The 21,610-nt window shown below is 71.3% G+C and carries 18 protein-coding genes; 2 read left to right on the top strand and 16 right to left on the bottom strand.

Annotated elements, in window-relative coordinates; genetic code table 11:
* Nucleotides 1-37: 37 nt before the first annotated feature.
* From IF30_RS0101340 to IF30_RS0101415, 16 genes are all read right to left on the bottom strand, one after another.
* Nucleotides 38-1,051: a replication-relaxation family protein gene (locus IF30_RS0101340; protein WP_234322541.1), complete on the bottom strand. Its 1,014-nt coding sequence runs from the start codon at nucleotides 1,049-1,051 to the stop codon at nucleotides 38-40.
* On the bottom strand, nucleotides 1,048-3,486 hold the full coding sequence (locus tag IF30_RS40830) for an ATP/GTP-binding protein (protein ID WP_051708986.1): 2,439 nt from the start codon (nucleotides 3,484-3,486) through the stop codon (nucleotides 1,048-1,050). The genes IF30_RS0101340 and IF30_RS40830 overlap by 4 nt, the downstream gene beginning before the upstream one ends.
* 26 nt (nucleotides 3,487-3,512) lie before the next feature.
* Complete coding sequence (locus tag IF30_RS0101350) at nucleotides 3,513-4,028, bottom strand: hypothetical protein (RefSeq protein WP_030230701.1); 516 nt, start codon at nucleotides 4,026-4,028, stop codon at nucleotides 3,513-3,515.
* 306 nt (nucleotides 4,029-4,334) lie between these two features.
* A complete protein-coding gene (locus tag IF30_RS0101355; protein WP_030230704.1) occupies nucleotides 4,335-4,526 on the bottom strand; it encodes a hypothetical protein in 192 nt (63 codons plus the stop codon).
* A gap of 103 nt (nucleotides 4,527-4,629) precedes the next feature.
* Nucleotides 4,630-5,715, bottom strand: coding sequence for an NlpC/P60 family protein (locus tag IF30_RS50500; protein ID WP_030230707.1), 1,086 nt, complete (start codon nucleotides 5,713-5,715; stop codon nucleotides 4,630-4,632).
* A 13-nt stretch (nucleotides 5,716-5,728) separates the two neighbouring features.
* Nucleotides 5,729-6,133 carry a hypothetical protein gene (locus IF30_RS0101365; RefSeq protein ID WP_051708987.1) on the bottom strand — a complete coding sequence of 135 codons (405 nt, stop codon included), beginning with the start codon at nucleotides 6,131-6,133 and terminating at the stop codon, nucleotides 5,729-5,731.
* Nucleotides 6,134-6,507: 374 nt separating this feature from the next.
* Entirely contained in the window at nucleotides 6,508-9,105 is a 2,598-nt protein-coding gene (locus tag IF30_RS0101370) for a hypothetical protein (RefSeq protein ID WP_051708988.1), read from the bottom strand.
* Nucleotides 9,102-11,705, bottom strand: a complete 2,604-nt coding sequence (locus tag IF30_RS0101375; protein ID WP_030230713.1) for an ATP-binding protein — start codon at nucleotides 11,703-11,705, stop codon at nucleotides 9,102-9,104. Before IF30_RS0101375 ends, IF30_RS0101370 begins: the two co-directional genes overlap by 4 nt.
* A gap of 87 nt (nucleotides 11,706-11,792) precedes the next feature.
* A complete protein-coding gene (locus IF30_RS0101380; RefSeq protein WP_030230716.1) occupies nucleotides 11,793-12,086 on the bottom strand; it encodes a hypothetical protein in 294 nt (97 codons plus the stop codon).
* Between the two features lie 32 nt (nucleotides 12,087-12,118).
* The gene (locus IF30_RS0101385; protein ID WP_030230719.1) at nucleotides 12,119-12,709 is read right to left on the bottom strand and encodes a hypothetical protein; all 591 of its coding nucleotides are present in this window, start codon (nucleotides 12,707-12,709) and stop codon (nucleotides 12,119-12,121) included.
* Nucleotides 12,706-13,041 carry a hypothetical protein gene (locus tag IF30_RS0101390; RefSeq protein WP_030230721.1) on the bottom strand — a complete coding sequence of 112 codons (336 nt, stop codon included), beginning with the start codon at nucleotides 13,039-13,041 and terminating at the stop codon, nucleotides 12,706-12,708. Before IF30_RS0101390 ends, IF30_RS0101385 begins: the two co-directional genes overlap by 4 nt.
* A 24-nt stretch (nucleotides 13,042-13,065) precedes the next feature.
* The gene (locus IF30_RS0101395; protein WP_051708989.1) at nucleotides 13,066-14,184 is read right to left on the bottom strand and encodes a conjugal transfer protein; all 1,119 of its coding nucleotides are present in this window, start codon (nucleotides 14,182-14,184) and stop codon (nucleotides 13,066-13,068) included.
* The gene (locus IF30_RS0101400; protein WP_051709007.1) at nucleotides 14,181-14,462 is read right to left on the bottom strand and encodes a hypothetical protein; all 282 of its coding nucleotides are present in this window, start codon (nucleotides 14,460-14,462) and stop codon (nucleotides 14,181-14,183) included. Before IF30_RS0101400 ends, IF30_RS0101395 begins: the two co-directional genes overlap by 4 nt.
* Before the next feature lie 111 nt (nucleotides 14,463-14,573).
* Nucleotides 14,574-15,503 (bottom strand): hypothetical protein, encoded by a 930-nt coding sequence (locus tag IF30_RS0101405; protein ID WP_051708990.1) that lies wholly within the window; start codon nucleotides 15,501-15,503, stop codon nucleotides 14,574-14,576.
* Between the two features lie 1,128 nt (nucleotides 15,504-16,631).
* The gene (locus IF30_RS0101410) at nucleotides 16,632-18,452 is read right to left on the bottom strand and encodes a hypothetical protein (RefSeq protein WP_234322542.1); all 1,821 of its coding nucleotides are present in this window, start codon (nucleotides 18,450-18,452) and stop codon (nucleotides 16,632-16,634) included.
* 1,096 nt (nucleotides 18,453-19,548) lie between these two features.
* Nucleotides 19,549-20,277: a GntR family transcriptional regulator gene (locus IF30_RS0101415; protein ID WP_158834677.1), complete on the bottom strand. Its 729-nt coding sequence runs from the start codon at nucleotides 20,275-20,277 to the stop codon at nucleotides 19,549-19,551.
* A 165-nt stretch (nucleotides 20,278-20,442) separates the two neighbouring features.
* Between IF30_RS0101415 and IF30_RS0101420 the strand changes: the two genes are divergently transcribed.
* Nucleotides 20,443-20,730 carry a hypothetical protein gene (locus tag IF30_RS0101420; protein ID WP_030230738.1) on the top strand — a complete coding sequence of 96 codons (288 nt, stop codon included), beginning with the start codon at nucleotides 20,443-20,445 and terminating at the stop codon, nucleotides 20,728-20,730.
* 155 nt (nucleotides 20,731-20,885) lie between these two features.
* Nucleotides 20,886-21,545, top strand: coding sequence for a WhiB family transcriptional regulator (locus IF30_RS43150; protein WP_030230741.1), 660 nt, complete (start codon nucleotides 20,886-20,888; stop codon nucleotides 21,543-21,545).
* Nucleotides 21,546-21,610 lie beyond the last annotated feature (65 nt).

The raw sequence follows: 21,610 nt of genomic DNA on the forward strand, positions 1-21,610 counted from the left end.
CGTGCGGTGGCGGCGCGGCCGTATGGGTCGCGCCGGCTCACTGAGCGGTCTTGAGGTACAGGTCGGTCAGCGGAGGCCGCTGCTCGGGTGTGCCGCGCAGGAGCGGCGTGAAGATCGGCTCGAACGGCCCGCGCTCCTGGAGGAGCTGCAGCGTGGTCACGCCGATCGACAGCCGGCCGGCCAGACGCGAGAGCCGCGGATCCGCCCGGGTCAGGGTGTAGAGGTCTTCGGTCCGCGCGGCGAGCCGGGAGGGCAGCGTGGGTGAGGGCCTGCCGTCCAACACCACCAGGAGCCGAGGGAAGACCGGGTACGTGTACTGCCACGCCGGCCTGGTCGAAGCCGCCGACCGGCGGGCCCGGTCGGGGTGCTGCGGCACGTACTCGTGCATTCGGCCGTACGCCGCGACCTTGGCCGCCAGCCGGGCAGCCGTCATCGTGGCGCGGTCCAGCTCCAGGAACAGCGTCATCATCGCCCGCTGCCCCCGCCGCACATGCACGTAGCTCAACACCGCGTCGCTGATGACGTGGTCGTCCTCGAAACGGCGCTGCCCGTCCCGGATTCGGTGGGCGACCTCCGGTGTCCAGTCGAGCGGCCCGCACTCGTGCCCCAGCCGGGCCGCGTGCCTCGCGAAGGCGATGCCCGTCTCGTTGACCGCCAGGGTGTGCAGTTGCCGAGCCCCGGCGACCGCCTCCGGCGTGATCCGGTAGGGCCGCGGCTGAAGCTCCCCGCCGTCCTCCACGGACTGCGCGCCCTCCTCGGTCAGGAACCACAGGTACGGCGGCTTGGTCGGGCGCCGCGTCTTGCGCTCCCCCTGCCCGGCCGCCTGGGGCTGGTGGCTGGCCCAGATGCGCTGGACCAGGCCGGCCGCGAGGAGGCCGCGCAGCTGACGGCGCAGGTAGGAGGCGCTCGCCGTCGGCAGCAGCAGCCGCTGCAGCTGATCGGTGGACATCACCCGGTGCTGGTACAGCACATGGAGCACCCGGGTGCCGATGGAGTGGAAGCTCGCGCGCTGCTCCACACTCGGAGCAGGGACGTCGGTGACCATGTTCATACGACCACCGAGCCGCCGGCCGGGCCGTCGTCCTCGTCGTAGGGCGGCTCGTCCTCGTCATACGGAGGCTCCTCATCGGGAGAGCCGCTGATCACGGTGCCCGGGTCCTTGCTGATCCGAACCCGTCCGCCCTCGGGCGCGTCCTCAGCCTGGGCAGGGGCACCGTTCTCTGCGGCACCATCCTGGTCGCGGGGCACGTCGTCGTCATCGTCCGGCTGCACCTGGATCGAGGCGAGGGCACGCATGATCCGGTTGTCGAGCCGACGGAGGTCGTCGAGGATGTCCCGGACCGGGCGCCGGCGCAGGTTCTGGTCGACGGAAGCCGACAGCTTCGGCAGATCATCGGGACGGTGGTAGTCCTCGTACAGCTCCTCGACGCTGGCGCCCCGCACCCGGAACGGGTCGGTGCGTCCGTCGGCGAGGGTCACCGACATCACGTAGTTGTACGGCCGCAGGGCGGTGATGGTGTCCGGCTCGACCTTCTTGCCCCAGCGCCGGGTCACCAGCATCGCCTCGTCGACGTCGCTGGCGGTCGTCGAGAGCACCGACAGGTTCTGCAACAACCCCTGCCTGGTCGTCGGGGTCAGACGCTGCGCCATCTGCGTCATTGCCAACAACTTCACCCGGAACTTGCGCAGCTGTTCGGCGATCGCGGCCAGGGTGCCCTTGCTGGCCCCGTCGACCGCGGTGAGCTCGTCGATGAAGCAGTAGAAGTCCTTGCGGTCCGCCACGGGAATGTCCCGGCGCGACAGGCCGGCTCGGAACAGGTCGTAGATCAGCAGGCAGCTGACGATCCGGTCGGTGTCGCCCGTACCCGACGGGCAGATGAAGACCACCTTGCCCTGGTCCATCGCGGTCCGGATGTCGTAGGTGGACAGCGACGACCCGAGGAACGCCTTCACCGCGTTGGAGGAGTCGAGGCGCTCGATGATGTTGGTGACGACCGGCGTCGCCTCGCCCGGATATTTCTTGTAGGTCTTCTCCCAGAAGTCCCTCAGGTTCTTCGACAGGTAGGGGACGACGGCGTCCCGCCACTCCTCGTCGGTGAGGATCGTGCGGATCTGGAAGATCGTGGGCGCGAGTTCGGGCTTGCCGGCCTTCGCGAGCAGCAGGGACAGCTCCACGAGCGACTCGACCGAGCGGGTGAGGATCGTCTTGGCACGGCCCGCCGAGTCGCTCCAGTTCAGCGCGCTGGAGAAACCCGTGACCACGTACTGGACGATGTCGGGGATGTCCTCCTCTTTGCGGTTCTGCATCGACAGCGGGTTCCAGGACGCGACCATTGCGTTCATGTCGGGCGAGGTCAGGTCGATCTCCCAGATCCGCGGCGCGAGCTCACGGTGCGCGAGATACGGGCGGGCCCGCTGCCAACCGTCCCCATGCGGGTCCAGGAACAAGATGCCGTGCCCGTTGTGGGCCAGCGCGATGGCCTGCACCAGGCTCATCTCCGTTTTGCCGTAGCCGGCCTTGCCGAGGAACAGGGCGAAGAGCAGGTAGCGCAGCGGGATGCCGGCCAGGCGTTCTCCGCCGCCGGGCTTGGAGACCCAGCCCAGGGGCAGCAGGTCGGGCTGGCCGGTCCACGAGGGCAGCCCCGGGTGCGGCGGCGGGACCACACCGCCGGAGCGCATCACGTTCGCCGCCGCGTTGTGCTTGGTCGGGGGCTTCAGCAGCCCGGCGATCTCCTCGCCGGTCACCCACCCGCGTCGACGCGGGGCGAAGAGGCCCGTCTCGAAGCGCCGGTCGAAGTGCTGACGGTAGAACACCGAGTCGGCGCGCAACCGGGTCAGGCCAAGGTTCAACCCGACAGGCCGCAGGTAGTTGTCGCCCGCCCAGCCCTCCAGAGCCGCGAGGAGCTGGTCCAGCAGCAGACGCGGCCGGTGCGGGTCGGTGGAGCAGGTACGCAGCAGCAGCTGAAGGTCGAAGACCGGGTCGACACCCGGGTGGAACTTCCCCATAGCGGCCTTCATGTCAGTCGCGTTGAGCATGCGCTGCGCCCGGGGGCGGTTGCCCGCGGAAGGACGCTTGGCCTGGGCGCCGCGCATCTCGGAGGCGATCTCCGAGCCGATCGAGGACAGCCGGTCAAGGCTGAAGCCGGAGCCGCCCCCGCCCTGGCGCGGCATCCCGGGAATGGCCGGCATGTCGTTCGGCGAGCGCCGGGAGGCGGCCAGGAGTCGGCTGCGTCGACGCGCGACCCTGCCCGCGGCGACCGGGACCAGGTCCAGGACAACGTCGGCGCGCTCCTGGAGGGATGCGCGGACGTCGGCGACCGCGGCGGCCAGGGCCTCGAGCGGATCAGGCTTCAAAGGGACGTCCCGCAGGGCGAGGTGGTCCGGCAGCGCCAGGGCCAGCTCGGCACGCGCGACGTGGAGTCGGCGCTCGGCAGCCGGCGGAGTGTTCTTCGACAGGCTCACGGCCGCATCGGACGACTTACTCATGATCGTTTCCTCTGTGTGGCGGGCGGTCAGGCTGCGGCGGTCGAGGCGCCGGTGCCGTCGTTGTGGACGCCGAGCCGGATCTTCGGGCGCTCGGGCTTGCTCTCCTGGCCGGTGACGGCGCGCAGCTCGCACTGGGCGTAGCCCTGGTGGCGCAGCACGGTCGTGGCGCGGGCGGGCCCTTCGACGCGAAGCGTCAGCGGACCGCCGACGGACATCAACCGCACGCGCATCGCGGTGCCGCGGGCCGGCAACGCCCAGCGGGACGTGCTGCGCTGGGCCCGCGCGATCTGCTTCGCGAAGCGCAGGACGTCCTCGAGCGCCGGGTCGAAGCCGTTGGTGGGGAGGACCTCGAACGCGGTGCGGTTGCTCAGCGTGGACCGGCTCATCAGCCGCTGCGCCGAGCTGACGGTGACGGCGACGGCGAGGGCGCAGGCGGCGACCCACCACAGGTTGCCCATGGCCCAGGACTGGGCCTGCTGGGCGAGCTCGGGGAGGTTGCCGACGCCGGAGATGATCTCGTCGATCACGTCGTTGGTCGTCATCGGCGGTCGGCCTTGCTGATGAGCGGGGCGGTGTTCAGGCGCTCGGACACGGGATGGCTCCAGGTGGCATCGGTCGGAGTTCGGCGGATGCACATAGAGGTGTGGAAGAGCCCCGGGGTGTGACAGCCCTCGGAAAGAAGTTCTGCGCAGCGCGATGGGACAGCAAAGGAGCCGGGGTCCGCCTGAGCGGACCCCGGCTCCAGTCGAGGTGTAGATTCCGGCCGGACTCGTCGTCTTACACAGCCGGGGCCTGCGAGGCCCTTATGCGTCCGGATGACTTGTCGGTGACTTCATCCGGCCGATCGGTCAGATTGACAACTCACTGATCCCGCTGGGGGTGCTGCCGGCGTCACGCGGCTCGAACAGCTGCTTGCGTGCAGCGCTGTTGGCGAGCCGGACCGGGTCTACGCCCGGGTGCGAATCCCGTAGGACGGTAGGCATGATCAGTAGGTGGTGATCGAAGCGACCGGGCTCGGGCCAGATGTCGGGCACGGTCACGGGAGCCTCCAATGAGCACAGACGCAAGATCTATGGGACGTTGTCCGGCTGAGTTGCCGCAGATGACCTGCTGATGACAAGTCAACCGGAACCTACACGAGGACTATCCGACGTGCCGCATCTCGACGACGGTGTTCATGGGACCGGCGGACCCGGTCCACTGTGACAGGGGGGTGATCCGGACGGGCTTTCCCGTACGCGGCGCTTCGATGACCTCGTTGTTTCCTATGTACATGCCGACGTGGCCGGGGGCGGAGGCGCTGCCGTCCGATCCGGGCGTGAACAGCAGGTCGCCCGGCGCCAGCCGGGACACGTCGCTGACGTGCGTACCGGACTTGACCTGGTCGAAGGTGACCCGGGGGAGGTTCACGCCGGCCGATGCCCACGCGAACTGCATGAGGCTGGAGCAGTCGCAGCCGTTGTTCCGGGCGTGGTCGAAGGGGGGCTTGCAGTCCCCGCCGTACTGGTACATCGTCCCGAGCGCGGTCCTGGCGGTGGCGATCGCCTGCGCGGCGCCGCCCGATCCGGAGGGCAGGGGAACGTTCCCGCCGCTGTCGAGGGCGGCCCACTTCCCGGCCAGGTCCCGGATCTTCTTGACGTAGTCGCGGGTCTGGGTGATGGGCGGGATGCCGCCGGCCTTCTGCACGGCGTAGGGGCCAGCGTTGTAGGCCGCGAGCATGTTGTCGGTCTTGTCGCCGGCGACGTCCTTCACCTGGTTGGCGAGGTAGCAGTCGTAGGCGATCGCCGCAGGGATGGCGTCCTGGGGGTTCCAGACGTCCTTGACGCCGTCACCATTGCCGTCGACGCCGTGCTCGGCCCAGGTGGTGGGGATGAACTGCGCGATTCCATCGGCGATCGGCTTCTTGACCTTCTCGTTCGTGTTGGGGTCGGTCACCCACTCGAAGGACTGGGCGGTCGGGTCGAAGCCGCTCTCGCTGTAGATCTGCGCGGCGATCAAGGACGCGGTCACCTCGGCACACCCGTACTTCCCGATGTTGTTGAGGATGAGCGTCCTGTACTCGGCGGGCACGGGTGCGTTGTCCGCGATGCCGCCGCCGAAGCCGGCGTTCTCCATGCCGCCGCTGGTGTTGTCGCTGCCCACGGCCATCGCTACCGCGACGACCGCGGCGATGACGATGGTGAGCAGGAGGCCGCCCAGGCTGGTCAGGGCGAACATGACCTTCTTCATCTGCGCCCCCTGCTCACGCGTCGGGCAGCGCTGTGACCAGCCAGGTCCCGGCCTGGCTGCGCGCGAGCTTGAGGGCGACCTGCTCGTCCGTACTGCTCGGCTTGCCGGCCGCAGGGGTGACGGTCAGCCGGTACTGCACCCGCACCCAGGCCGTGTCGGCCGTCGGAGCAGGGGCGCCGTCGGGAACGGCGACGCGGGAGATCTCCGCTGTGACGAGTGCCTGGGCCTGAGTCCACTGCTGCCACTGGCGGGCGCTGCCGGCGGAGGCGGTCGTCAGCTGCTCGGCCAAGTCCTTGCTGACGTGGGCGCCGGCGCGGCGGGCGGCGTCGCCGTAGGAGCTGTCCTTCCCCGGCCGGGCGTCGTGCCCCGTCCAGGCGAGGACGAACCGGCGGGCGGCGGTGGCGACGTCCTCCGGCACCGGCGCGACGCTCGGGGCATCGTCGCTGGCCGGCGTCGGCGAGGGGCTGGTGCTGGAAGAAGGCGTCGCCGCCGGGTGGCTCGGGGCGCTGTCCGAAGGCTCGGTGTTGCTCTCCGCTCGGGCCGAGGCCGCAGTCGGTGCCGAGGCTGACCTCGGAGCGGACGACGGTCCGTGGGTCAGCAGCGCGATGCCGACGCAGGCGAGAAGGGCTGACGCCGCGAGCAGGGCCACAGTGCCCGCGGTGCGGGGGCGTCGCTGGCGATCGGTGTGCGGCATGGGGGTACCCCGTCCGGTGGTTCGAAGTGGTCGCGCACAGACGGCGCGAGAAGGGAGCGGGGCTGGTGGGGCCCGCGGGGCGGGCCCCACCAGCGGGATCAGGACTTCGGGCGCGGTGGTCCGGCCGGCCGCTCGGCGCGGCGGATGCGGCGCGGCGGACCTGAGCTGGAGCCGGAGCTCGGCGCGGCTGGCGTGCTGCCGCTGCCCGGGCCGGCCGCCTTGGGCGCCGGCGCCTTGGGCGGGTTGGGCAGGGCCGGAACCGACGCCGGCCCGCCTGCGGGCTGGCCCTTCGGCGGAGTCACCGGCGTGCTCTTCGAAGCCGTCTTGGGCGTCGCCTTCGGAGCGGATGCACCTGGCCGCGGAGCCGTTCCCGGAACACGGGGAGCAGTGGCGGCGACCCTGGTTCCCATCGGCGTGGACGGCTTGGGCGGCGCCGTGGGCTGTGCCATCCCGAGCTGGATGTTCGCGCCGTGGCGTCCCACGAACTTGCTCGCGGTGGCCACGTTGCGCACGTACTCGTCCTTGAACGCCTTGGCCTCGCCGTACTTCTTGTCCACCCGGTCGGCTGTCCGGTCCTTGACTGCGGTGAGCTGGCCCTTGACCTGGTCGGCGCGGGCCTTCGCGGTTGCCGTGCCCCGCTTGGCCGCGGCGACTCCCCGCGGGATTCCGACCGGTGCGCCGACGGTGGCCAGGGCGGTGAACTTGGTGGCCTTCCACCCGTACTTGCCGGCCGCGGCCGCCACCTTGCCGGTGGCCATGGTGGCTCGGCCGCCCCTGGTCTGGGACAGCTTGTTCGCGGCGGCCGTGGCCAGGCGCTTCTTCAAGGTCTGCTTCGCCACGTTCTGTGCTGCGATCTTCGCCGCCGTGGCGGTGCCACCGGTGCCGACCGCGGTCGCGACGTTGGTGGCCAGCCTCGCGGCCGCGCGCACCCGCCCGCCCTTCTTCCCGGCCTGCGGCGGACCGGTCCACAGCTGCTTGGCGGTGCGGCCGACCTTGCTGAGTGGCTGGGTGACCTTCCGCGCTTCACCGCGGGCCTCACCCCAGACCTGCTTCAGGCCGGGGGCGGTCTCGGCGTACCGGCCGGGGGTGTTGAAGACGCTCTGCCGGGAGCCACCGACGCGCGCGTTGGCCAGGCGGCGGTTGAGGTTGACGGAGATCTGCCGGGCGGTCTCCTTGATCTTCTTGTGCCCGGCGAGTCCGGCGATCGCGGTGATGTCGATGGCGATGAACTTGACCGCCAGGACGCTGCCGGTGTCGGCACGGACGAGCGCGATGATGATCAGAATGAAGATCGCCAAGAAGAGGATCGACAGGACCACGGCCAGTACGGCCTTGGTGATCGCCGAGACCCAGCGCCACAGGACAGCGCGCCCGCCGCCGGGCAGGATGCCGGCGCACAGCGCCCAGTGGCCGCGGATGCCTTCGAAGGCGATCCAGCCCTGCGCAGTGAGGAAGCCGCCAGTGACCAGGACCACCAGGACCGAGACGATGATCGCGGCCAGGGCGACGAATGCAGCGCTGAAGGTGAGGTCGGCGGACGCCTTCTTCGCCTGGATCTTGGTGTTCTGGCCCTGGCACGCCTTGGTGAACTGGTCACCGGCGTTGAGGAGCTGGTCGCTGTAGGACGCGCCGCCGGGGTTCGCCCGGGTTGCCTCCCAGAAGTTGAGGCCCTTCTGCTGCCAGTTGTACTGAACGAGCTTGGCCTTGGCGAAGGCCTCGGCGCACTTCCCGTCGAAGACCTGCCCGTAGAGCATGAGCTGGGTCGGCTTGACGATGAAGGCGTCGACCAGGGCGTCGGTGATCGGCTTGCTGACGGTGGCGGTCTGGGCCTGAGTGTGGCTGGGGTCGTTGGAGAGGACCAGGCTGGAGATCTGCAGGGACAGGTCTTTCGACTTGCCCAGCAGGCCCTCCTGGGACAGCAGCATCGTCGAGCCGCCGGGGCTGGGCTGGTCCTGGGTCCCGAGCAGCACCTGGGCCGGCGAGAGCAGCACCGTGGTGGCGATCGCGGCCACGACCAGGGACATCCCGGCCTCGGCGAAGCCTCGCGACTTCTGCTTGAACATGATGTGCCAGCCCGCGTAGACGCCGGCGAACGTGAGGAACAGCCCCGGCAGGCCCAACCTGTTGATCACCTGGTCGCGGATTGTCGTGGCGATGTGGTCGACCGGGCCGACGAGGATCTTGGCCAGGCCGAAGTCGAGGGCCCACTTGATCAGCCAGCAGGCGAAGCCGATGAACCACTTCGCGATGCCGAAGAACAGCTGCGCCAGGATGTTCCAGATCTTCAGGTCGATGTCGGTCCAGTCCCCGGTGTCCGCGCTGACGGTGTAGGCGGAGATCGGGACGCCGTACTGGTCCTTGACGTTGAAGGGCTGAAGGAGGCCGTCGGAGCCGTCCGCCGGCGACGTGCTCAGGTCGTCGACGGGCTTGCCGTCCGGCGGCGCCGGAGTCAGGCCCGGCCGCGGCTCGGTGATCGGGTTCGTCGGCGTCGGCTTGGGCGCCGGCGTCGGCTTGGGGGACGGGGTGGAGCCCGGGGCGGAGGGGGCCGGGCCCGGCGACGGCGTCGGGACCGGGTCGGCCCATGCCAGGGCGGCGAACAGAGCGAGGAAGACGGCGATCGGAATCGCGAGGAGCCAGACCCGGCGACGGCCGGTCTGCGGGCGCGGGCGGCGCACGGTGGCGCGGCGGGCGCTCATGCGAAGCTCTTCTCAAGCGCCGGGACCGCGTCCAGCTCTTCGACTTCAGCGTCCTTGCCGCCAGGGGTGGTGTGGATCGCGTCGGCCGCGCGCTCATCCGCCGGGATCAGAACCTTCATGCCGCCGATCCGCTTGCGCAGGTCGCGGTACAGGCACTCACCGGCCCGCAGCAGCCGCTCCGTGTCGGAGACGTTGATCGGGCTCAGGTTCTCCGTGATGACCTTGAGCATCTGCGGGTCGGCCGGGTCGAGGTCCAGGAACTCCAGGCACCGGCTCGCCAGCGTCTTGCCGCGGTGGCGGAAGACGAAGATGTGGGACAGCAGCGACCTGATCTTGTCGCCGATCTCGTTCCGCGGCCCGATGTCGTACGGGTCGTGGCTGCCGGCGAAGACGCCCGCGAAGTGCTTGCGGCCGTCCGCGATGATCTCCAGGAGCAGGTTGGAGCCCTCCGCGCTCGAGGTCAGCCACCAGCACTCGTCCAGGAAGACACCCGTGAACTCGGCCGGGTTGGAGAAGGCGATCTCCCTGCACAGGGCCGTGATGAGGTACATCAGGCGCCAGCCGAAGAGCTTTTCGATCTCCAGGCTGCCGAGTCGGTGCTCGGCGAGCTCTTCCTTCGTCGGCAGGCCGATGCGGTCGACCGCGAAGACGATGCTGTCGGCGTTGGTGATCTGGACGACCGGCAGCGTCGGGTCGAAGATGACCTTGCCCAGGTCCTTCTTGGCCAGGGCGCGGAGGGTGCGCACCAGCTCCGAGGCGGAGGCGCGCACCGCGGCGTCGTTGGGCTCGTCCGGGTCCGGGGTCTTGGCGCGCCGGGCCAGCGTGTCGACCAGGGCGCTCATGCTCGGGTTCGGCGCAAGGCGGGTCGCCTCGATGGCCTCGGCCAGCGTGACGCCCTCGACGCTCATGGAGCCGATGCCCAGCAGAGGGGTCAGGAAGGACTCGCAGTACCGCGCGGCCCGTGGCCCGCGGAAGACCCGCAGGGGGTCCAGGGATATGCCGGCCGTCTCGTCGACCCGGATGATCTGCGTGGTGCCGGGGCACGCGGCGGCGAACCGGCTCCATTCCTGCTGCGGGGTCCGGTCGATGACCAGCGCCCGGCCCCGGCTGCCGGCGGTGCCCTCGCGGTGGCCGGTGGACAGGATCGAGTGCATGGCCGTCTTCATGGCGACGCTCTTGCCGGAGCCAAGCTCGCCGACGAACGCCGCGGAGGCGCTCGCGTTCACCTTCGGGCCGTGGCTGAAGTCGACCAGGACCGGTCGCACGCCGCCGCCGTTGAGCTGGAGCCCGTACAGGCTGCCGGTGTCATCGCCGAGCGCGGCGCCGCAGAAGGGGAGGGCCATCGCGAAGTCGCGGGCGAGGAGGTACTGGGTGTAGTCCATGACGGGCTTGGGCGTGGGGACGCCGGGGAGCATCGCGTGGAAGAGGGCGGCCTGGTCACCGACCGGCCGCACCAGCGTGTAGTCGTTGCCCCCGAAGTGGGCGGCCAGGCTGCTGGCCTTCTCGTTGGCCTCGTCCGCGTCGGCGCCCCACACGCACGTCATGACGGTCGCCCGGATCTCGACCTCGGTCGAGGAGGAGGTCAGGCGGTCGCGGTACTCGTCCAGCTGGAACGAGGCCTTGTCCAGGGAGGCAGGCACGCCCGCGGTTTCGCCCTCGTACTCGCCTCGCTGGTGGGCGAGCTCGCGCTGCTGGCGGCGCGATCGGGGCTCGGCCTTGGAGCCGGCCTCAATGTGCAGGCGGACGGCCCAGTCCACGGGGAACCCGAAGTCATCGAGGGCGCTGAGGTACTCGCTGCCGGGGAAGACGAAGCTCTCGGGCATCTCGGACAGGACGCAGAACGCCTGGTAGGAGTCGCCGTGCTCGGTCGACGACTTCAGGTAGCGGCGACGGAAGGGGTTGACCGGCGCCTTGGATCCGCTGTCGCTGCGGGCCCCTTCGTCCAGGAGCACCTGGGTGTGCGCGGTGACCGTGTGGCCGCGGCCGCGCAGGGAGCGGGCGGCTCCCTCCTCGGGCAGGAGCGGCTCGCTGACGCCGCGACGGGCGCTGTGTCCGTATATCCAGAGGATCTCGGCCTCAGTAGCCGGCCTCATCTTGATCCCGGTCGGCCAGGAGGCGGCCATCCGCCGGGCATCGGCGAATCGCTTCTCCTCCTCGGCGACGCTCACCGGCGGCACCGGCATGCCGAGCGTGGAGAGCAGCTCCCCCTGCGCGGAGGCGAACACGGCCTTCGCCGACTCCTTGAAGTCGGCGGCCGGCAGCGGAACCGCGATGAAGTCCACCCGGCCCGTCAGCTCCCAGTCCTCCAGCTGGTCGAGGACCTTCAGGGACAGGTCGATGTACTCCGGCGACTTGTCGAGGTCCACCCCGGAGGTCATGCGTGTGACTACCGACGCCGCGTCGACCTGCGGGCACAGCGAGAGCAGCAGGACCTCGCCGCGCAGCGACTTGAAGAGCGCTTCGAGGGCGTCCAGCCGCTCCCTCTTCGTGGCCCGGGAGGCGTGGGTGTAGTTCTCGGAGTCCACCTTCCACACGCCCCACACGGCGGCGTTCTTGGTCCAGAGGAGGTGGCCGCTGATGTGCCGGACGGGGAGGCGCATGGGATTCCTACTTTCGGTGCGAAGTACGAGGGGGTGCCGCGCCGGTCGGCTCCGGAGGCCGGGCCGGCGCGGCGAGTGGAAAGGAGGTCAGGGGGCCGGGACGGTGCCGGCCGGTGCCTCGTAGGGAGCGGTGATCCGGTTCAGGGCGGCGCGGACGCGCGCGGCGTTGCCGGTGATCCAGGAGGCGAAGACCTCCTCGCTCACCTGGCCGCGGCAGGCCCTGGCCTCCTCCGCGGGGCTGCCGGCCCGCGCGGCGGCCGCTTCGAGGTGCTTCATCGCGGCGACCAGATCAGTGATCAGCGGCGTCTCGATGAGGGCGACCTTGCGCACGTGGTCGCAGGAGGCGGCCGGGACGAGGGAGGCCGGGGAGATGGTGTTCATTGCTGGTAGTCCTTCGGAAGTAGAAGTAGGGGTCATCGCTCGTCGAGCGAGGCGAGCAGTGCCTGCAGGCCGGACCTGGCCGGCGGGCGGGTCGCGGGCGTCGGCGAGGCTGCGACCGGAGCGGGCTGCGGGGCGGGGGCCCGGCGCGGAGCCGGCCGGGCCGCCGGCTTTCGGGCCGCGGGGACGGCCGCTGGGACCGGCTTGGCCTGAGCGGCCCGAGGGGGAGTGCGCACGTGGACGGTGCAGGTGGCGCCGGCCAGCCGCGGCCGACTCCGGTGCTGGGGCGAGCCCGCCAGCCGGCCGTCGGCCGGGGTCGACGCGTAGACCAGGAGGCTGCGCAGCGCCCGGGCGGGATCGCGTCCGTCCAGGCGGGCGTATCGCAGGACCCAGGCCGCACCCCAGGGCAGGATGACCATCGCCAGGACGTTCATGACGCCGAAGTGGGCCCACAGCTGCCGGGTGATGACCAGGAGCAGGAAGGTGGCGACCATCGTCACGATCTGCGTGATCGTGTACGGGCCGCCGGGGAGCCGCCCGGCGCCCGGGAGCTTCCCGATCACCAACGGGTGCTTGCGCGCCCGGGTGTAGGAGTGCCCGATCAGCTGTTCCTCGTCGGCGCTCACAGCACGGGCCCGTCGCCGGCTGCGGGCGGCTGGATCACCGGCGGGACCACGAGGTGGATGGCCTTGGTGCCGGTGTCGTTGATCTCGGAGCCGACCTTGCCCTGGAGGCTGGGCATGTTGGCGATGCCCCACAGGACAAGCGCGCCGAGCAGGAATGCGACGGCGGTGGCTACCCAGGACTTGGTGCGCCAGTAGGCGCCGATGATGGCGACGACGACCAGGACGCCGGCGACCAGCTTGACCAGGGTGCCGACCTGGTTGGTCTTGGTCGTGGCCCAGGTGAGGATGTCGCCGGCCAGCAGGACGGTGTTCGGGTCGGTGGTGGTGTGCATCGTTCTTCTCTCTGGATCACAGGGTTAGGAGCTCGACGGCGACGGCGAGGGGCTGGCCCCTGTGCCGTCCGTGCCGCCGGAGTTGGGGGAGGGGGCGACCAGCGCAGGGGTGCCTCCGCGCTGGAGCACCGGGGCGGACCCGAGGGAGGCGACCTCCCAGCGGCCGCCGCGCGAGCGCAGCGTCAGCGCGTAGGTCAGCGGGTACGTCGCGCCGGAGGCGTCCTTGGCGTTGACCGTGGCCAGGGCCTGGCGGACGGCGCCGTCGGTGGGGACCGTGGTGCTGCTGGTGTTGCCCGAGTCGTCGGCGACGTCGGTGATCTCGACACCGGCGTACGGCGCCGGGGCGATGGCCTGCAGGGTGACGCCGGGGGAGGTGTACCGATCGAGCTCGCCCTTGCCGGCGAGGTACGCGCTGAGGAATCCGGCGATCGTCTGCGTCGCGGGGTCGGCCGGGTTGCTGCCGCGGTCGGTTCCGTAGCCGAGCCCGCTGGGCTTCAACGCGCCCGGTGCCGCGACCTGGGCCGGCAGGGCCGTCGCCGCGTAGCCCGCCGCTCCGTCGTCGGACTTCTTGCTCCCGCCCGCAGACAGGGGGCCCAGCACCTGGACGGGGACCTGGTAGTACTGCAGGCCCGCGTCGGTCCAGGCGCCCTTGGCGTCCTTCTGCGCCACCCGGGCCGCGACGGTCACCGTCCAGTACCCCGGCTGCACCTCGCGGCTGGCCACCGCCACGGTGCGCGTGGTGCTGCGCGTCCCCGGCTGGTTGGTCAGCGTGATCGACCCGGCGAAGTAGGGGCTGAGCGAGCTCTCGGTGCCCTGCCCGGCCTCGATGTAGGCCGCCACGTACAGCTGCGCGAATCCGCTGGGCCCGGTGTCGGCGACCGACTGCGCGGCCGGTGCCGCAGCGGGCGCACTCTGGGCCGGGGCAGAGGTGCCGAGCAGCGACGCGACCCCCAGCAGCGGGCCGGAGGCGATCAGGACCCAGGCCCCGATGCGGGCCAGCCGTGTAGCGCCGGACAGGCTGGCGGTGCTGGTCTGCCAGCCGGTCTCGTCCTCGCTGTCGACGACGTCCGGCTCCGGGTGCGCTGCGGGGACGTCGTCCCACGTCTCGTCCTCGGCCGCCGGCCGGCGGCGGCGGAGCTTCACGACGCCCTCCGCTCGGCCTGGGCGGTGATGACGGCGCGGATCCGCTCGCGCAGCTCGTCGGGGGTGCGCTGGAGCATCGACTCCCAGGACTGCAGGGCGGGCTCGGAGTCGCGCTCCATGAAGCGGCGCAGGGCCTGGTGCACGCCGCGGTCGAGCGGGGCAAGGACGAGCGCGGTGCCCAACTCGGTCAGCTGGCGGCGGGCGCGGGCGACGCGGGTCTCGTCCTCGTCGAGGAGAGAGTCGGAGGGTCCGTGCGGGCCGGCGAGGGAAGTGGACACAGTGGTACTCCCGGTCTCGGTGGTGGGGCTGGGCGGAAAGAGGTCGTGGATGCGGATCGCCACTAGAGGTGTCGATCGGGGCCGCGGTGTGACGGTCGGCGGCCGGGAACTTCAGACGGTGGCGAGGTAGCCGTTCAGATCGGCGTCGCGCAGGGGGCGGACCGCCCGGCTGGCGCGCTGGCGGAGCCGGGCGCCTTCGGCTCCCATGGCGCGGGTGGTGCGGAACGCCTGGTCGGGGTCGAGCGAGGTGCTGAGGTAGTACTCCGTGATCCGCTGGGCGTCGGAGACCTTCAGCGCCTGGATGTCGACCGCCCACATGACCAGGGCCAAGAGCTCGGTACGGGCCTCGCCGTCGGTCAGCTCCGGCTCGTCCTGGCTGACGAGGTCGAGCTCGGCGGCGTGCGCCAGGAGGTCGGCGAGCTCGAACTGCAGGAGAGGGTCCGGCGACTCGGTGCCGATGAGCGGCACCTGCGGGTCGCCAGCCAGCGGCGCCAGCGACCGGGTGATCTTGCGGAGCTCGCGGCGGTCGTCGAAGTCGTCGGCCAGCGTGCTCTGGGCCAGCATCAGCGTGTCCATCGACAGGTTCGCGAAGATCGCTCGGGGACGGCGGTCCAGCGGGTAGGTGCGCACCACCTCGAACAGCGCGCTCAGGACCGTGCTGAAGATGACCTCCCAGTCGACCCCGGGCCGCAGCTGGGTCTTGGCCATCAAGATCGCCTTGGGCAGGAGAATCCGGACGGCGACCCGCCAGGCCACCTGTCCGTCGAAGTCGTCGGCGGTAGCCCGCCGCAGCAGCGCGGCCAGGGCCTGGTCGTGGCCGGCCCAGTCACCGCGGCGGAAGAGCTGGACCAGGCGCTCGACGACGTCCTGGGGGGTACGGACGCCGGAGAACTGCTCGTCCTCCTCCGACCAGCGAAGGATCCGGTCCGCGGCGCGGGGGTCGTAGCTGAGGACCTCCCAGTCGCGGTTCATGCGCTGCAGGGCGCCGTACCCGGACCCGGGGAGAGCGGTGGCAGAGGCGGTGCGGTTCTTGGTGGCCACGTCCGTGCCCGTCCTTTCGCGTCATCTGGCTGATGTCGCTCACGCTCTTCGCACCCCCCTTGTCCGCGGCCTGATCGACTTCCGCGGCCGGTGCGGTCCAGGGGAAACGCCGATGCGGTCCGGCTGGACAAGGGGTGCGCGGACAAGGGGGTGCGGTGCGGTGCGGTGCGCGGACAAGGGGGGGGCCGCACCGCACCGACGGCCCCGACCGCACCGCACCACCGGGTGCGGCGCGCTGATGCGGTGCGGTGGTGCGGTGGTGCGGTCGCCGTTCCGCACCACCGCGATCCAGGCCGTCACCCCTGGGTGCGGTGCGGTGGTGCGGGAGGTGCGGTGCGGACGCTGCACCACCCCCTCACGGCCCAAGGCGGTCAGGGGCAGGGAAGCCGGCATGGACGCGGAGGGTGACCGGGGGGAGAGATCTCTCCCCCTGTGAGCGGCTGCCGGCCCGACCCCGCGCCTTCGCGGCCGCGGGCACCGAACGAGGCTGGGCGCGCGTCGGGCGGGCGGGAGGTGACCCCGGTCCAGGAGAAACGCGGTCGGGGCTGACCTGGACAAGGGGTGCGGCCAGACACCGGACAAGGGGGTCAGGGTGCATACCGGGCCCTGGACAAGGGGGTGCCCCGGACGGCGGTCGAGCTGGACAAGGGGGCAGCCAGACACCGGACAAGGGGTGGTGACCAGAGGGTCCTTCCCGGACAAGGGGGGCTGGCCGCTACGTTCCGTAGTCGCGGAGACGGAGCCGGGCGGGGGCGTTCGGCTCCGCGCACGCGCCTGTCGACGGGGCGGCTGGCCGCCGCACCGCACCCCGCACCCCAGGCGTGGTGCGGCCGGTGCGGTGCGGGTGCGGCCGGTCCTGCGGAGCACAGCGCACCATCTGAACCGGCCTCGACCGCACCACCGCACCGCACCACCGCACCGGACAGGCGGTGCGGTGGTGCGGTGCGGTCGAGGCGGAGATCGCGGGCACTCCGCACCCGGCGCACCGCACCACCGGTCCGTAGCTCCGAACCCCGTGGTGCGGTGGTGCGGTGCTCGCGTCCGACGACGGTCTCTGAGTGCCCGGACCACCGCACCCGGCGCGCCGTCCCGTCCAGGGTCAGGGTCGGGTCCGGACGGGCATGGTGGTCAGACAGCCGCGGCGGCGATCTCCACGATCCGATGGCGGACACAGACGCTGCGGGCCGGGAGCGCGGGGCGGTCGCACAGCGCGCCGTCCGCACCGCCGATGCACGGCACAGGTTCTGCGGTGGGGCAGGAGGGGCGAGTCACGGCCTGCGGCAGCCCGGACATCTCGGAGCGGCAGAGCCGGCAGGAGCCGTCGACGAGGGCCTGGCCGATCAGGAAGATCCGAGCACCGCACCCGCTGCACGTTCCGCGCGGCGGTCCGGCGGGTTCGGTCCGAGGGGCCGGGACAGGGCGGCGGATGGCGTCGTCCAGGGCGCAGTCCGTGCAGGATCCGGCAGGCCCGGGCCGGGTGCCGTGCTCAGGGCACAGGCCCTCGGCCAGGCGCTGACTGCGCTGGCGTGCTGCGGCCCGGTCGGCGACGACTTCCGCGCATACGTCGCAGCGCTGCCCGGTTGACCACATGACGCCGCTCTCGCAGTCCTGGTGCCCGCAGCCCCAGCGCGGCAGAGCCACGCCGAGCAGCCACCGGCCCGGATCGCGGATCTCCGAGACCATCGTCCGGGCCGCGCGGATGGCGAGGCGGTGGCTGATGCGCTCCGCGGCCATCCCTTCGCGCAGCTGCCGGCCGACTTCCCTGGCGATCTTCCGCGCGACGAACGCGCTGTCGACCCGCTTCAGCAGCCAGTGGACAGGCTCCAGCACCGCGTAGATCTCCGGGCTCAGCGTCAGCTGCGGGCCGCTGTACGCCCCCCGGGAACCCGTTGAACGGACGATCGTCGGCTTGGGGATGACGGGCTGGTTGTGTGCATCCGCGCGCAGCGCGAGAGCCGCCGAAGCCCGGTTGCGCGGCTTGGGGACCGGCGGGTTTTCCACAGGCGCAGCGCCCTCTACTACCTGAATCTCGCCTACGGCGGGTGAGCCAAGCGCACCCGTGTCCTCCGGTCGGTCAGTCCTAAGTGTTTCCTCATTCGCGAGGGATCCCTCATCTGCCAGCGGACCCGAACCCTCACCAACCGGAGGACTGTCCGTCTCGGCCGGAAGGATGCCTGCCTGCTCCTGCCGGGCCTGTTCCGCGTCGTCGCCGGAGGCCGGGTCGGCCAGGCCGGAGACCTCTTCTTCTCCCGGCGCGGCGGCAGGGGCGATGTCGTGAGCGGTGAACAGGTGGCGTCCGCGGGCTCCGGCGCGGCGCCGAACCGTCAGCCACCGGGCCGTCTCGAGCTCGTCGACCACCTGGCCGGCCGCCGTCGCGGTCAGCTGCTGGCCGGCCTTCTCGCCGGAGTGGTGGAACAGGGAGCCGGCGAGCTCCCCCTCGGTCAGCTGGATGCCCACCGCCTGCGCGTACGCGATGATCGCGTACGCGCGCAGCTGGCGGGGCGTGAGGTCCTCCGCGGCCGCCACCGGCACCCACACGAAAGTCTCCGTCCGCGACATGGGCCTGGTCCGGCGGAGCGCCGAGGTCCCTTGTCCGCCGCGCAGCGTGCGCCGCTGGGAGAGCAGCTCCACAACCTGGTCCGGAGCGGGCCGCGACAGCTGCGCGAGCCCTCTCTCCACGGATGCCTTCGAGAGGTGCAGGTACGAGGCGATCGTCGCGGACTTCGCCTGGCAGCCCTCCTCGCGCATGCCGAGCGCCTTCACCTTCACGTACACCGCCAGCGCGATGTCGGCGTAGAAGGGCGAGGTGACCAGTCGCATCGGCACCTTCACCCGCTGCCGTCGGACGGGCACGCCGCAGAGCGCCGCGGCGGGTCCCGCTGCCGCCGCCGGAGCGGGGCGCTCGCGTGAGGCGAGCGGTGAATCAGAGGAAAGAGCGGTGGTGGGCACACTTCTCCTGGCACAGCGGCCCATGGCTCACTGCGCTGGGTTTCGCAGCCCCCGCCGGTCACAGAGGGGGCTGTCGTGTTGTCGATGTGGGCGCGGTCCTCGGCCGGTCAGAGGTGGGTGTCGGCCATAGAGGTGTGCGGGCCCGGTTCGGTGTGACGGGGAAGGCGGAAGAATTCGGCCCCCCTTGTCCACACCCGGACCCACTGCCTCCTCGGCGCCTCTCCGACCTGGCCGGAACCAGGGGCTGACCTGCTGGACAAGGGGGTGCGGCAGCGCCGTTCTCCCCTCGCCCGCCGTACGGGCCGGCGAGTCAGCCGAGAGCGGGACGAACCGTGGACCGGAGACGGCGCGGCGGCGGGCCGCCAGCAGCCGGACAAGGGGTGCGGGCCGCGGCAAGAAGCCGTGCCGGTGCGGGCCCGTGCGTCCCGGCGGCGGACATGCGCGAGGAGCCTCGGCGCGCGGATCTGGTCGCACGGGCCGGGGCAGTGGCCGGGATCAGACCCTGTCGGCGGGGTCTGAGCTGACAAAGGGCATGGCGGTACTGCAAGATGTACTCCGTCCTCTCCGGGCCTGGCCCGGGGTACGACAAAGCCCCGCTTGGGGCAGCTGCTGGTGAGGCAGTGATCATCAGACCGCGAGGTCTGAACCTCGCTCAGGGGAGCGGCAAACTCCCGCTGAGCGGTGAAGGCCGGGTCGAGGAGCGGCAAACTCCGAGACCGGCGGTGAAGGGCGAGGAGCGGCCTGGCAAAAGGCGCCCGCCCGGCGAACTACGACATCCCGCCCCCCTCAATCGGGGCAGTGCGCCCATCGCGCGAGCCGCACAGCAGAACAGCCCGCTGCGGCGACGTCGAAGACGCCGCTCGATCAGCGGGCTGACTGAGTGCTTGCGCGTGGGTGCGGGTACGCTTCACCACGAGACACCGCCTTATCGGTTCTCGGTTCGATAAGCCCCCGCGACTTGCTCAAGGTCGCGGGGGCATCGTGCATTCTCGGGGTCGATGCTAGATCGACTGGATATCACCCTATCCCCATACCTGTCGTATGTGGACAGTCGATTGATGGTCGCCACACATGGCGCGCACACACCAAAAACCTGTCATGTCTCTGGCATTTCAGGCGGATTGCCAGCTGACCGCGACAGATGCACGCGATCGGCGCGAATCGCCGTCAGCTCGCAGAAGACGGGTTGGCCCTGGTGGAAGCCGGTCCGCTGGATGAAGTGCACGGGGGCGGAGCCGGACTTCAGCAGGCGGGCCTCGTCGGCGGTCGCAGCTCGGGTCGACCAGCAACTGCGGATGCCGTCCTGCCCCAGCCCGTGCTCCGCGAGTAGCCGCTCCTCGTCGACGCCCTCCGGCTCCAGGAGTCGACGGGCCACATCGGCCACCGACCGCGGGGTGCAGAACTCGCGAAGCGCCCACGGCGCCCCCGCGTACCGGTGCACGGTGCTGCGCACCGCCACCGTCATCCCGTCCGGGCCCTGGAGGAGTCGGGCGACCGGGCCCGGGGCTTGGCGGATCTCCGCGCGCAGCTCCCCGCCGTGGCCGAGTTCCTCCTCGCCGGCGGGTAGAAGCTGCCCGCCCTGCGTCCAGACGACCTCGAACGCCGAAGGGGCGCCGATCACCCGGTAACCGCGCTTGGGGAGCGACTCCACCAGCCCTTCTTCGACCAGTGGCCCGAGGCCGGCCATGACCGTGTTCCGGACCACGCCGAACCGCAGAGCGAGCTCCCGGCTGGACGGCAGGAAGCTGCCTCGGGCGAACTCGCCGGCCACGATCGCGCGGCGCAGTTCGGCAGTGACTTTGTCCTGCTGGCTCGGCTGCGACATGAGGCACATCTTGCCGTACCGGCGTGGGCGGCCCCGGGCCCCGGTCCGCTTCATCGGGCATCCCCCTTGACGTGGTCGATCTTCAGGTGCACCATCATCACACATCTGGCTCAACTGGAACGAGCCAGATGAGCCAGATGTGTCTATGAGTGATGGAGCCCCGCCATGAACGCCCGAACCCGAATCGCCGTTGCCGCCGCCTTCACCACGGTGCTGGCCCTCGGCGCCACCGGCTGCTCCCTGGACGGAAGCAAGGCCGACCAGCCCTTCATGGACGCGCCGAAGGGCGCGATCAACAAGCAGCCGATGGACATCGTCGTGATGAGCGACGGCTTCTCGAACGTCGGCGCTAAGTGCGACGGGCCGAACCGCGTGTACGTGATCTTCCACGGCAACGACAAGTACGGCTCCCTCGCCGTCGCCCCGAACGACCCGCGCTGCACCACGCGCTGACCTCAGACCGTGCCCAAGCACGGCGCGGACCGGGGCGGCCACCACCGTCGAACGGCCCGCCCGATCCGCGCGCTCCACGCAAGCGGCCTCCGGGGCTGGACCCCCGGAGGCCGTGCGGAGCGCGCCGCCCCCCGCTTCACAGGAGACGACAATCCATGAACAGCATCATGATGGCAGGCCAGCCGGCCCATGCCGAGACGCGATCGGCCGCCAACGGCACCGACGAGGCGGACATCGCCCTCTACCTCGCCCAGGCGGACCCGATCGACGTCCTCGCCGCCGGCGGATACCTCGCCGGCCGCGACGGCAATCTCATCGCCCGAGAGCTGCGCCGGCCGCAGCTGCGCAAGGCCCTGGAGCACTCCGTCTGCCACACGGTGGCTCCCGACCCCGACCACTTCTACCAGGGCGACGAAGAGCCCGACGCCACCTGGCGCCGCCGCAGGGCCGCCACCATCCGCGACCACTGCTCGGTCTGCCCCGTCCGCGCCGTATGCGCCGAGCTCGCCCTCCGGGACGACGACCCGCACGGCGTCCGCGGCGGCCTGTCCCAGCAGAAGCTCACCGTCCGCCTGAAGACCGAGCACGAGCGACTGGCGAGCGCCCGCGCCGAGGACACCCGATCCGCCCTCGCCCAGTCCGACCGGATCCAGGCCGGCGCCGATGTCCAGCGCATCGCCCAGCAGTACACCGGCAACTCCATCCCGGCCAACCGGCGAGCCGAGAACACGGCCGCGATCCTCGCCGCGGTCCAGCACCGCGACAACCTCCGCCGCACCCACCGGGCCGCGGCCGGCTGGACGGAGGCGGCGTGATCCACCACCTGGACCCCCGCACTGCCGCGGCGTCCTCGACCCCCTACCGCGCCGGCGCCACCACC

The organism is Streptomyces sp. NRRL S-350 (genome assembly GCF_000719705.1).
Taxonomy (GTDB): Bacteria; Actinomycetota; Actinomycetes; order Streptomycetales; family Streptomycetaceae; genus Kitasatospora.